Annotated in this window: 10 protein-coding genes, 1 tRNA gene and 1 pseudogene; 7 read left to right on the forward strand and 5 right to left on the reverse strand. The window is 49.8% G+C overall.

Annotation, left to right across the window (positions count from 1 at the left end):
* Positions 1-259 precede the first annotated feature (259 nt).
* A complete protein-coding gene (locus tag OGY37_RS02485) occupies positions 260-1,264 on the reverse strand; it encodes an IS110-like element IS5075 family transposase (RefSeq protein WP_000427614.1) in 1,005 nt (334 codons plus the stop codon).
* A 66-nt stretch (positions 1,265-1,330) separates the two neighbouring features.
* Here OGY37_RS02485 and pgtC point away from each other — a divergent pair.
* The 3 genes and pseudogenes from pgtC to pgtA form a co-directional block, all read left to right on the forward strand.
* Positions 1,331-1,720: pseudogene (gene pgtC, locus OGY37_RS02490) on the forward strand (phosphoglycerate transport regulator PgtC); the annotation flags it as partial.
* 11 nt (positions 1,721-1,731) lie between these two features.
* Positions 1,732-3,726: a two-component system sensor histidine kinase PgtB gene (gene pgtB / locus OGY37_RS02495; RefSeq protein ID WP_198579389.1), complete on the forward strand. Its 1,995-nt coding sequence runs from the start codon at positions 1,732-1,734 to the stop codon at positions 3,724-3,726.
* A complete protein-coding gene (gene pgtA, locus OGY37_RS02500; protein WP_286619999.1) occupies positions 3,716-4,963 on the forward strand; it encodes a two-component system response regulator PgtA in 1,248 nt (415 codons plus the stop codon). The genes pgtB and pgtA overlap by 11 nt, the downstream gene beginning before the upstream one ends.
* 105 nt (positions 4,964-5,068) lie before the next feature.
* On the opposite strand, the gene OGY37_RS02505 is transcribed toward pgtA, so the two are convergent.
* Entirely contained in the window at positions 5,069-5,608 is a 540-nt protein-coding gene (locus tag OGY37_RS02505; RefSeq protein ID WP_020996692.1) for a DUF2058 domain-containing protein, read from the reverse strand.
* Positions 5,609-5,980: 372 nt separating this feature from the next.
* Between OGY37_RS02505 and OGY37_RS02510 the strand changes: the two genes are divergently transcribed.
* Together OGY37_RS02510 and OGY37_RS02515 are read left to right on the forward strand one after the other, a co-directional pair.
* Positions 5,981-7,879 carry a methyl-accepting chemotaxis protein gene (locus tag OGY37_RS02510; RefSeq protein WP_149281775.1) on the forward strand — a complete coding sequence of 633 codons (1,899 nt, stop codon included), beginning with the start codon at positions 5,981-5,983 and terminating at the stop codon, positions 7,877-7,879.
* Positions 7,880-8,065: 186 nt separating this feature from the next.
* Positions 8,066-8,698, forward strand: coding sequence for an ECs1377 family protein (locus OGY37_RS02515; RefSeq protein WP_286620002.1), 633 nt, complete (start codon positions 8,066-8,068; stop codon positions 8,696-8,698).
* A 46-nt stretch (positions 8,699-8,744) separates the two neighbouring features.
* Here the strand turns inward: OGY37_RS02515 and OGY37_RS02520 are convergent.
* Positions 8,745-8,819 (reverse strand) — tRNA-Arg (locus OGY37_RS02520).
* Positions 8,820-8,894: 75 nt separating this feature from the next.
* Positions 8,895-9,836: a formate/nitrite transporter family protein gene (locus OGY37_RS02525; protein ID WP_125112645.1), complete on the reverse strand. Its 942-nt coding sequence runs from the start codon at positions 9,834-9,836 to the stop codon at positions 8,895-8,897.
* A gap of 288 nt (positions 9,837-10,124) precedes the next feature.
* Here OGY37_RS02525 and mlaA point away from each other — a divergent pair, with 288 nt between their 5' ends.
* Entirely contained in the window at positions 10,125-10,880 is a 756-nt protein-coding gene (gene mlaA / locus OGY37_RS02530) for a phospholipid-binding lipoprotein MlaA (protein WP_003028190.1), read from the forward strand.
* A 59-nt stretch (positions 10,881-10,939) separates the two neighbouring features.
* Here mlaA and fadL read toward each other — a convergent pair whose 3' ends face one another.
* Positions 10,940-12,220 carry a long-chain fatty acid transporter FadL gene (fadL, locus tag OGY37_RS02535; protein ID WP_003028188.1) on the reverse strand — a complete coding sequence of 427 codons (1,281 nt, stop codon included), beginning with the start codon at positions 12,218-12,220 and terminating at the stop codon, positions 10,940-10,942.
* A gap of 371 nt (positions 12,221-12,591) precedes the next feature.
* On the opposite strand from fadL, the gene OGY37_RS02540 reads away from it, so the two are divergent.
* Positions 12,592-12,876 (forward strand): YfcZ/YiiS family protein, encoded by a 285-nt coding sequence (locus OGY37_RS02540; protein ID WP_003834838.1) that lies wholly within the window; start codon positions 12,592-12,594, stop codon positions 12,874-12,876.
* Positions 12,877-12,896: the final 20 nt, after the last annotated feature.

Here is a 12,896-nt window from a genome sequence, read left to right on the forward strand (position 1 = left end):
GGAATCTATGGTCACTCCCGTTTTTGCAACACCGATTTTGACGACAAGTTGGCTTGCTTGAATCTATCCGGCGTCTGAATGGGATTTTATTCCCGCGCCTCGATGAGTTCCGCGCCTGATGAACCTCCAGAAAATATACGGCTTCAATGAGCCTTTCCGTTTTACAGGTTCCTCAACAGGCCGGTGGGCCGTTAGTATCATCAATATCAGTATTCGCAAAACCAGATGAATGATTGTTTAAACTGGTGTATTTCTGCCTTTATGCTTCGTAAGTTTGCTGTCGCGCCGTCAGTGCCCAGGCTATTCTGGCCAGCTTGTTTGCCAGAGCACAGGTGACGACAAAGTTGCTTTTCCGACACAACAACTCCCTGACCCAGTCGGCCAACTTGCCAGACTGGTGTTCCAGTTTTTGTATGAATACCCTGGCACACTGAACCAACAAAGTTCGGATCTTTTTGTTGCCCCGCTTGCTAATCCCTAACAATGTCGTCCGACCTCCCGTGCTGTACTGTCGGGGTACCAGCCCTGTTGCCGCCGCAAAGTCACGGCTGCTGGCGTACTGCTTCCCGTCGCCAATCTCAGTTGAAATAGTACTGGCAGTCAGCGTTCCAACGCAGGGAATACTCAGCAAGCGCTGTCCAACCTCATCTTCGTCCAACTTTCGTTTCAACTGAGATTCCAGATCTTTAATCTGCTCAACAAGATAGTGATAATGCTGTTGTAATTTCAGCAGTAACTGGCTGAGATAAAGAGGCAAACTACTGTCCTCAAGAAGGGTACTCAGTCGACTAATAACGGCAGCACCTCGCGGAACGCTGATACCAAATTCCAGCAGAAAAGCATGCATCTGATTAGTTGTTTTCACCTTATCCTGAACCAGGGATTCACGGACACGATGCAGAGCTCGCATTGCCTGCTGAGATTCGGTTCTGGGCTGCACGAAACGCATAGATGGACGTGATGCTGCTTCACAGATAGCTTCAGCATCAACGAAGTCATTTTTGTTGCTTTTAACGAATGGGCGGACAAATTGCGGTGATATCAGCTTTGGAAAATGCCCTAACTCTGCCAGCTTGCGTGCCATAAAGTGAGAACCGCCACAGGCTTCCATCGCGATGGTTGTTGCCGGGCATGTCGCCAGAAATTCGATTAGCTTTGGTCGGGTGAATTTTTTACGGTAAACGGCCTTCCCACGATGATCCTGACAATGAATATGGAAAGAGTTCTTACCCAGATCGATACCAATAAGCGCAATGTTTTCCATGATGGTTCTCCGAATGAAAGCCTGTCCTCAGCATAGTACCGGGAAGGAGGGAGTGACCATCTCATTAAATATCCGGTAACGCAGCTCGCATCTGATAATCCCCGCGCTGCTCAGCAGGCTATTTTAATGAACCAGCCTCCGCTTAATTATCGACTGATCCTTAAGCGGCAACAGTTAGTGCAGCGGATGTTTGATACCGCCATCAGTTTTCGTCTTGCGCAACTGAAGGATGCATGGCGGGCGCTATACAGTGCGGAAGCGCGCCTGAAGCGCCCGCTACCCGAAATCAGAGCCTTACTGACCAGCGTTCCGATAGATGCCAAAAGTAGTGAAGATGAAGCCTGGCTTGCGCAGTTTGATAATAAAAGCGTTGCCGAACAGCAGATGATGGAGTGGCAGCTCTGGTTTCTTAAAAATCAGCGTCAGGCGATATCAAAACTGGAAGAATTAAAATGAAAGGTGGATCGATACTGCAACGCCTTCGCCAACTCAGCATCAGCAGCAGCCTGCGGGGAGCCTTTCTAACGGGCGCATTACTGACGTTGAGCGTCAGCTGCGTCAGTTTGTACTCCTGGCATGAGCAGAGCTCGCAGATACGCTATTCGCTTGATGATTACTTCCCGCGCGTGCATTCCGCTTTCTTGATTGAAGGAAATCTTAACCTGGTTGTGGACCAGCTAAATGAATTCCTGCTGGCTCCCAATACGACGGTAAGACTGCAACTGCGCAATCAGATAATCTCGCATCTGGATAAAATCGAAGTGCTGAGCAGGGGGTTGCAATCAGCAGAGCAGCAGCAACTGGCGGTGATTTTGCAGGACAGCCGGGCGCTGATGGCGGAACTGGACCGGGTGCTCTACAACATGTTCCTTGTACGCGAAAAAGTGAGCGAACTTTCCGCGCGCATTGATTGGCTACATGATGATTTTACTACTGAGCTGAATTCACTGGTGCAGGATTTTACCTGGCAGCAGGGGACGTTGCTGGATCAAATCGAGGCCAAAAATGGTGATGCGGCGCTGTATCTCAAACGTGCCCGAGAGGTGCAAAACGAGCAGCAGCAGGTCTACACCCTGGCAAGAATTGAAAACCAGATCGTTGATGATTTACGCGACAGGCTCAATGAACTGAAATCGGGTAGCGACGATGGCATGCTGGTGGAGAATCACATCCGCTACCTGGAAAATCTGAAGAAAACGGCGGATGAAAATATTCGTACCCTCGATGACTGGCCCAGCACTATCACACTGCGACAAACTATCGATGAGCTGCTGGAAATCGGGATGATGAAAAATAAAATGCCCGATACGATGCGCGATTATGTCGCAGCGCAAAAAGCGCTGGTTGATGCCAGCCATGCCAGAGAGGCCACGCTTGGGCGCTTTCGAACACTGCTGGAAGCGCAACTGGGGAGTAGCCATCAGCAAATGCAGACGTTTAACCAGCGGCTGGAACAAATTGTTCGCGTCAGCGGTGGGCTTATCCTGCTGGCGACGTTGCTGGCGCTACTTCTCGCCTGGGGGCTTAACCACTACTTCATTCGCTCGCGTCTGGTGAAGCGTTTTACTGCGCTCAACCAGGCCGTGGTGCAAATTGGTCTTGGCAGAACGGATGCCTCTATCCCGGTGTATGGACGCGATGAACTGGGGCGTATCGCAGGCTTGCTGCGCCATACTCTGGGGCAATTGAGCGCGCAAAAAAATCAGCTGGAACAGGAAGTGACCGAGCGCAAGGAGATTGAATCCGATCTTCGCGCAACGCAGGATGAGCTGATCCAGACGGCAAAACTGGCTGTGGTCGGCCAGACTATGACCACGCTGGCGCACGAGATTAATCAACCGCTGAATGCGCTGTCGATGTACCTGTTTACGGCGGGGAGGGCAATCGAACAGGGGCAACCCGCTCAGGCCAGAAGCACATTAACCAAAGCGGAGGGGCTGATTACTCGCATCGATGCCATTATCCGTTCACTGCGTCAGTTTGCGCGCCGGGCCGAGCCTGGCACGCCTCTGCATCCGGTCGATCTACGACAAACGTTCAACGCTGCCTGGGAACTGTTGGCCATGCGACACAAGCCACAGCAGGGTACGCTGACGCTCCCAGACCGGGGCGTGTGGGTGGTTGGTGATGAAGTGCGTATTCAGCAGGTGCTGGTAAACGTCCTGGCAAATGCGCTGGATGCCTGTCCGGTTGCGGCGAAAATAGAGGTTCACTGGCAGACCGAAGGCAGCCGGTTGTGCGTATTTATCAGCGATAACGGCCCCGGCTGGCCTGGGGCATTATTACCATCACTGTTAAAACCGTTTACCACCAGTAAGGATGTTGGCCTCGGTATTGGCTTATCGATTTGTGTATCGTTAATGATGCAAATGAGCGGCGAACTGCGCCTGGCGTCGACCCCGGGGCGCAATGCCTGCGTCGTTCTGCAATTTAATCTGACGGATGTAAACGATGTTGAGTGATGAATATTCTGTTCTGCTTATTGATGATGATGCCGATGTTCTTGACGCTTACACCTTGTTGCTTGAACAGGAGGGATATCATGTATTCGCATGCAGTAACCCTTTTGATGCCCGAAATTGGCTGCAGGCCGACTGGCCAGGGATTGTCCTGAGCGACGTGTGTATGCCTGGCTGTAATGGAATTGACCTGATGACGTTGTTTCATCAGGATGACAATCAGCTTCCGATCCTGTTGATCACCGGACATGGCGATGTTCCGATGGCGGTGGAGGCAGTAAAGAAAGGTGCGTGGGATTTTCTGCAAAAACCGGTTGATCCTGGCAAACTGCTGGTGTTGGTAGAGGACGCGTTGCGGCAGAGAAAATCTGTGATTGCACGTCGTCACTATTGCCAGCAAAAGCTCCAGGTTGAACTGGTCGGCCACAGTGACTGGGTTAATCAGTACCGCCAGCGCTTACGGCAACTGGCTGAAACGGATATTGCCGTCTGGTTTTATGGCGAGCCGGGAACCGGACGTATGACCGGTGCCCGTTATTTGCATCAGCTTGGGCGCAGCGCTGAAGGACCGTTTATTCGTGGGGAGTTGACGTTAGAGAATGCGGGGCAACTCAATGACCTTATTGCCCAGGCGCAAGGGGGAACGCTGGTCCTGAGCCATATTGAGTGCCTGACGCGCGAACAGCAGCACCAGCTGGTGCATTTGCAAAGTCAGGAGCGGCGTCCGTTTCGCTTAATTGGCATTGGCGCCACTTCGTTGGTGGAACTGGCGGCAACCAACCAGATTGTGGCTGAACTATATTACTGTTTCGCGATGACGCAAATTGGTTGCCAGCCGTTGTCTCAGCGCCCGGATGATATTGAGCCGCTGTTTCGTCATTATCTGCACAAAGCCTGTCTGCGTCTGAACCATCCGGTGCCTGAAGTTGAAGTGGATTTACTGAAAGGCATGCGGCGTCGCGTGTGGTTAAGCAATGTCCGGGAACTGGCCAATGCCGCCGAGCTTTTTGCTGTTGGGCTACTGCCACTGGCTGAAACCGCGAATCCGCAACTGCATTTGCCCGAACCGACACCGCTCGATCGTCGGGTCGACGAGTACGAGCGACAGATCATTACCGAAGCGCTCAATATTCATCAGGGACGCATTAATGAAGTGGCGGAGTATTTACAAATTCCGCGTAAGAAACTGTATTTGCGCATGAGAAAATACGGACTGAGCAAGGAACACTATAAGTTTTAGCAGATGGCATGTGGGGAAGAAGAGCGGGTGACGGTATTTCGGTGGTGGCACTAGCGTTCACCGAAATACGCGACGAAACTCTGGGTGATTATCGGGGTGTTTTTCTTACCACATCAAATCGTCAGGAATGACAAAATCAGCATACGGATCGTCTTCGTCCTTCGCTTCCTGGCTCAGTTCGCAATTTAGAACAATATAGCTTGCATCGCGCTGGGCAATCTTGTCGGCGACAACAGCCGGGATAATGGCGTATTCGCTCTCGCTGCTGCTTTCAGCCGTCAGGCGGGCAATGGCCAGACGGCCCTTGATCAACTGAGACTGGGTTACCTTATCAACATAAACTTTTTTGATCAGGTTATTGTCAGTAAAGTTGTAACCAATATCGCCACGGGAAATGGTGATTTTGTTCATTTCAATCAGTTGCTTGATCTGCGCTTTGTATTCTTTAGACAATGCGGCCTGCTTCTGCTGTTCGCTGAGCTGCTTATCACGCTCGACCTGTGCTTTTTTATTTTCTTCAACCGCTTCTCTGGCTTCACGAGCCTGAACGCGCGATTTTTTCGCCGTTCTCTGCACTTTCGCCATTTTTTTGCTGCTGACCAGACCTGCTTTAAGCATCTGTTCTTGTAGGGTAAGTTTTGTCATTGTCGCTTCTAATCCAAAAAATCGTTGCAAGGATTATAACCTTAACGTTCGGCGGGACGCCAGAATGACGGCCGCGCCATGGCTGTTATCTCGGGCTGCTGTCACTGTCCTGTATCTCTCTCCCTTTCTGAATCAGTTGATGATTACCTGATTCTTTAATAAAAAATAATATGCCAAATAAGTTAATGAAATGGAGTATAGATTCGCATGTGTTAATTATTTAGAGTTTTATTCTAATTGAAGTAATTAAATAGAGTTATACTGGCAAAAATTTAATCTAAAAAACAAACAGTTGCCCATTGTTCAAATTTAAAGAGCCGCTTCTTTACGCCGATAACCATAGTGAAAATATGGATAATGGAGGGAAGTGGCATGTGGTGGGTTTATCGAATGCCGATGAAAATGAAGTTAATAATTGCGCTACAACCATTATTACTGGCGTTATGTTGGTTTGCTGGTTCAGGAATATTAACGCGCATTGAGACAGAACGGCAGATGGAGAATATTGCCCAACTGACAGCGCTCGCACACAGTGCCGGAAATGTAGTGCATGAATTGCAAAAAGAACGCGGTATGAGTGTCGGGTTTCTGGGGGCTGCAGGGAAGACGTTCAAAGATGAGTTAAATGCACAGCGGGCTTTGACCGATCGCGAGATCGAGGTATTTGTGCGGTCACTGTCCGATACTGCATTACCGGAAGGGGATGTCGCCACCTCTGTCGCCACGTTTAAGAAAAACATTCTTTCTCTCTCCACTATACGGGAGAACGTCACGCAATTAGGGCTTCCGGCTTCAGATGTTGTTAAGTTTTATACCAACGTCATTGCTGATGTGCTGAATTTTGTGGGTAGATTGGGGCAGTTGACGGATTCTGGCGAGATGGCAAACGCATTCGCCGCCTACTACAACCTGCTGAATTTAAAAGAACAGGCGGGTATTGAACGAGCTCTGCTGTCAAATATCTTTTCCTCCGGCCATTTCGCCGACGGACAGTTACATCAGCTCAGTGATGTCGTCAGTAAACAGAACGTTTGGTTGGCAGAATCGTTACGCCTGAGTTCACCGGAACAGGCAGCCATGTTGAAAAGCCGCTTACAGTCAGCAGAAGCGTCAAAAGCCCTCGCATTTCGTGAAACCGCGTTTAGCCATGCCGCCAACGGTGGATTTGGTGTCGATCCTACTACCTGGTTTAAAGTACAAACCCAGCGTATTGAAGTGATGCGGCAGATAGAAAATGTGACGGCGAATCGTCTGTTGGTGAATGCAGAAAAACTCGCGCAGGATGCACGAAAAAACTGGCAAATATATATGGCTGTTAGCCTGTTAGCGCTCCTGGCATCATTGACGTTCGCTGGGGCCATCGCAATTAATATGCACCGTCAGTTTAGTGACACGCTACGCAAGATTGCGGGTATGAATGGCGATCTGACTCAACGTCTGGCGACCCCGGGCAAAGATGAGCTTTCCTCACTTAATCGTGCCTATAACACGATGCTGGAAAGTATTCAGCATATCGTACAGGAGATTAAGCAAGGCTCCGTGGTTTTGTCCGATGCCAGTAGCAGTATTACGGCGGGAAATCAGGATCTGGCTCAACGTACAGATGAACAGGCTGCATCAATAGTAGAAGCTGTGGCCAGTATGGAGCAGCTATCAACTGCGATTACGCAAACGGCGGATAATGCCCGCGAAGCGGAGCATCTGACAATCAGGCTGGAAAAAGAGGTCCGACAGGCCAGTAACGTTGCCAGTGCGGCAAATCAGAGCATGGGGGATATTCGCGCTTCCAGTGAAAAAATCTCGAATATTGTGACCTCGATTGACGATATTTCGTTTCAGACTAACTTACTGGCGCTGAATGCGGCAGTGGAAGCTGCTCGGGCAGGAGAGATGGGCAGGGGGTTTGCTGTCGTAGCCAGTGAAGTGAGAAATCTTTCGCAGCGTTGCGCCAAAGAGGCTAACCAAATCCGTGAGTTGGTCGCGCAGAATATGGTCAAAATTAGTGAAGGTGTTGAGCGGGTTACGGCATCTGCTACCGCGCTGGAAGCCGCAGCGGATAATACCACCAGTATGAAGCAATATATTGCGGATATCGCTCGTGTGGCGACGGAGCAGTCACAAGGGGTAACCCAGATAAACCTGGCATTGCGACCGATGGAGCAGGTTACACAGCAAAATGCGGCGTTGGTATCTCAGGCGGCGAGCGACAGCCAGAGGCTGGACAATCTGTCGGCAACCATGAAGGATCTGGTTAACCGTTTTGTTGTCTGACGTGGCGCCGTTTAACCGACCCGGAAAACATACCGGGTCGGTTAGTTATCGTATCCTCATGGTGAGGATACGAAGGAGCATTGGTCAGGTACTTTCAGTGGGTTAGAAAAAGATTTCTGACACAGGGATGTCGTCGCTGGTAAAGTGAGCAACCAATACCAAGATGTGGCCAGAAGGGAATTCAGTGTGACCGAACATATTGATTATCAGGCTGAAAAGTACAGCTTTACTGAGGCGACTGAGAGTTCTCGTCTTACTGGCCAATGGGCTGATGTTATTGCTGAATGTCGGGTATTGAAGGCAGGACCAGAAGAACGTCTGCGTATTGCTTTATTGAATGTGGACTACGTGACCAGTTTTGAGTTGCCTTTCCGCCTGTTATTACTCCGTACCCCGCAACTGATTGCCAGCGTGCGTGAAGAGCTGCAGCTTAGTCAGAAAAACGTCATCTTTAACGGCAAACGCTTTGGTTGTGTTTACAGTCTGAAAGCGAGTCTCGGTGGAATACCGGATGAATTTCAGTACCGCCTGTCACATCGCATCCGGCGCATTAGTCCTGCAGGTTCAGGCGAAGCGCCATATCAGCAGATTGCTAAAACAGTAAAAGCGCCACGCGAACGTCTGAAGCTGGCACTGGAATCGGGCCTTGATGTCACTGCGCTGGACGGGCTTTTCTGGTTTGGCAGCCAGCGTATTGCCGCTGATGTGTTGAGGCTGAGAAAAACAGGGATGCGGATAGCGACAAAGCAGACAATGGTGTCCGACAATCTTACTGCAACAGTGAGGAATGTGCCGTTTTACCGCCTGGCCCAGGGATGAACTGACTGGTAAATGAAAGGATTATAACGGGGAGCACAAGAATTCATGGTGTCCCCTGCAGGAATCGAACCTGCAACTAGCCCTTAGGAGGGGCTCGTTATATCCATTTAACTAAGGGGACGAAGCGGCACGAGTATAGCGTTTTTTACTCACAACGGTAAGTCTCAGGCCGCCCGACTGCTCAAACAGTCACCATTCAGGCCTGTTTTTTCTGGTTTTTCTGCTTTTGCTCATCACGCTTTGCTTGCAACCTGGCTTCTTCCTTGCGTTTGTTGCTCATATCATTGCGGATCTGCGCATGGCTCATCAGCGCGAAAATAAACGTTCCGCCACAGATATTCCCGGCGAGCGTTGGTAGCGCAAAGGGCCAGAAAAAATCACTCCAGTGCAGCGTGCCATTAAAGACCAAATAGAGAATTTCCACCGAGCCGACGACGATATGCGTGGTATCACCTAACGCAATCAGCCAGGTCATCAGAATAATGACCACAATTTTTGCCGCCCCGGCAGCCGGAAACATCCACACCATGGTGGCAATTAACCAGCCGGAAATGATGGCGTTGGAAAACATCTCTGTTGGCGTATTTTTCATCACATCCATACCAATTTTGACAAAAGCATCGCGGGTCTCTTCATCAAAAATCGGCATATGTTCAAACGCCCATGCGGCAACCCCGGTGCCAATAATATTACCCAGCAGAACCACGCTCCACAGGCGCATCAACAGGCCAAAATTGCCGAGGGTAGGGTTTTGCATCACCGGCAGTACAGCGGTGACGGTATTTTCGGTAAAGAGTTGCTGGCGGGCCATAATGACAATAATAAAGCCGAAGGTATAACCGAGGTTCTCGAGTAAAAATCCCCCTGGCACGCCTTCCAGTTGTACGTGAAAAATCCCTTTAGCCAGCAATGAGGCGCCCATCGACAGTCCTGCTGCGATGGCTGACCACAGTAGCGCCATCGCGTCACGCTCCATCTCTTTCTCCCCATCCTGGCGAATATGTTCATGGATTGCCATGGCGCGGGAGGGGAGTCTGTCCTCATCAAGCTCTATCTTTGTCCCTGTTAGCTTTTCATCGCTTTCCACCTCGAGTTCGTCGCTGTGTCGATCGATCTTATCTTTCTTGATGTCATTCATAGCCGAATCCTGAATAAGCACGTATTGCTAAAGCGTAGCGGCTTTTGTCCGAAAACCAGCGGGAGAAAGTCTGAGATAGCAAAAATAGTAACGTTTGTTTTTATCGGGTTAGTTAGAATAGAACCGCCGCGGAGTGCGCATTACCAGGCTATGATCAAATCAGTAAGACAGGGTATATAGACATCATTTGACGTGCTGTTACAATCGCTCACATCTAAACAGGCGGATACGTCATCGTTCCGTCATGGATGGCAATCAGCGATAGCCATAAAACACAGGGAGACACTTATGAAGCTTCGCCTGTCGGCGCTTGCGCTGGGAACCACACTTTTGGTGGGGTGTGCGAGCTCCGGTACTGAACAGCAGGGGCGTTCGGATCCATTTGAAGGGTTCAACCGCACCATGTACAACTTCAACTTTAATGTTTTAGATCCATACGTTGTTAGACCCGTAGCTGTTGCCTGGCGAGATTATGTTCCGCAGCCAGCGCGTAATGGTTTAAGCAACTTTACGGGGAACCTTGAAGAGCCGGCCGTCATGGTCAACTATTTCCTGCAAGGCGATCCTTATCAGGGGATGGTGCACTTTACCCGTTTCTTCCTGAATACCCTGTTAGGTATGGGCGGCTTTATCGATGTGGCAGGTATGGCTAATCCGAAGTTGCAGCGCGTTGAACCACACCGCTTTGGCAGTACGTTAGGCCACTATGATGTTGGTTACGGACCGTATATGCAGCTTCCATTCTACGGTAGTTTCACGCTGCGTGATGACGGCGGCGATATGGTCGATACCCTGTATCCGGTACTGTCCTGGCTGACCTGGCCGTTGTCGATAGGCAAATGGACGGTTGAAGGGATTGAAACTCGCGCGCAATTGCTCGACTCTGATGGTCTGCTGCGTCAGTCTTCTGATCCTTACATCATGGTGCGTGAAGCTTACTTCCAGCGTCATGACTTTATTGCGAACGGCGGGAAACTCAAACCAGAAGAAAACCCGAACGCGAAAGATATTCAGGATGATTTAAAAGAGATCGATTCTGAGTAAGGAATTGGGCAAATAAAAAGGTGAGCTAAAAAGCTCACCTTTTTTACGTCTGAAGAAAATCAGAATGCGTAGTTGAAGTTTGTACCAAACAGCCAGGCTTTACCTTCAGAGTCGAAAGTATAGTTGCCTTCTTGCACTGTTACTTTTTGTCCGTGCATGTAAGACACACCGACGTCGATAGAGGCATCGTCATTGAACGCATAAGTTGTACCTGCACTCAACCACAGGCGATCCTGATCCGGAATCGAGATGGAACGCTTACTTGCTGGAACCGGGCTATCGTCATAAGCAATACCGGTACGGAACGTCCAGCTTTTATCCATATAGTAAGTCGTACCCAATGCAATGCGGTAAGAATCTTTGAAGCCTTCTTCTTTATAGAACAGTGTCTGTCCATTGGAACCTGTGGCTTTCAGCTCCTGGAACTGACTCCAGCTGGTATAGGCCATGCTGTAGTGGATAGCCCACTGTGGTGCAATACGGTTATAACCTGACAATTCCCACATTTCAGGAAGGTTAAGTGTCAGAGAACCCGGGACGGTGGCATTGGTCGTTCCCCATGGGAATGTAGTGCCAGCGCCAGGTATAGCGTTCGCTTGGGTACGGATGCCACTCTTATAATCGCCATCAAAATCAATTTTAACTTCAGAACGGTACGTTAAACCATAACGGTTATTTTTATCCAGTTCGTACAGAATCCCGGCGTTCCAACCGTAGCCCCATTCGTCCCCTTTCAGGCTGGCAATTTTGTTGCTGACCTTCGGTAATGCAGCCGTCTGCTCGCCAGAATAACGTTCAATTTTTGCATCAGCATAAACGGCGTTAAAACCGAGACCGAAGCTCCAGCTATCATTCAGACGGTAGGCGCCGCTCAGGTTAAGGTTGACTGTTTTAAGGTCGGTCTTACCGCCGTATTCACCGACGATGTAGCTGTCGTTAAATTCGGTAGCCAGGCCATAGTTTGAGGTAACGGAAGCACCCCAACCAAACTGTTCGTTGATAGGCATCACGAAGTGAGCATTGGGAACCCACGCCGTAGGCGCGATGTTGTCCGCATCAGTGCTGCGTCCGGTGTATGGCGATTTACCGGAAATATTAACGTCTGGATCGATATACACCGCACCTGCTGAGAAAGTAGGGCGATCAAACATCATAATCAGTGCCGGGTTACGACTGGCGTTACCTGCATCATCTGCAATTGCGCCTTCACCCGAATATGCCCGGCCAAGGCCAGAGGAAGAAAATTCGTTTAACTGAAAGCCTGCAGACCAGGCCTGTGTGGAGATAATTGCCACTGCGACTGCGAGAGCAGACTTTGTAAACAGGGTTTTCTGGCTCATGACCATAACCTCATAGATTTATTTTTATACAAACAATGTTACATGCCGTAACAGGAGCGCGAAGTGTAGGGTCTGAGGTACGACTTAGAAATCAGACCAGTGGCGTGAGTATAGGTCGGACCAGCTGGAGTGTTGCAAGTATGTTTATAAATATTTTCAAATTTGATCAGAGAAACGCGATCCAGCTGGCAAAATTGCGGGGGGGCGCACTCACCTGTTTGGGCGATTTTTGTTTTAGATCATTTTTAAGTGTGATTTCGGTCACTTATCGCATTTCATACAATTAACGACTGGAGAGGCGAATAATGGGAGCGTAAAATATCCCTATCGTTTATCTGGCACCTCAGGTGCGAATACAGAGGAAATCTACAATGAGTAAATGCAGTGCTGATGAAACCCCGGTTTGCTGCTGTATGGATGTTGGCACCATCATGGACAACTCCGATTGCACCGCGTCCTACAGCCGTGTGTTCGCGAACCGCGCAGAGGCAGAAGAAACGCTGGCCGCTCTGACTGAAAAGGCGCGTGGCGTGGAATCTGAGCCTTGCCAAATCACCTCGACCTTTACTGAAGAGTCAGAAGGTGTGCGTCTGGATATCGACTTTGTTTTTGCCTGTGAAGCTGAAACGCTGATCTTCCAGCTGGGCCTGCGTTAATCCCCCTCTGCAAAAGCCCT

The sequence above is a fragment of the Citrobacter sp. Cpo030 genome (genome assembly GCF_030333005.1).
GTDB lineage: Bacteria > Pseudomonadota > Gammaproteobacteria > Enterobacterales > Enterobacteriaceae > Citrobacter > Citrobacter portucalensis.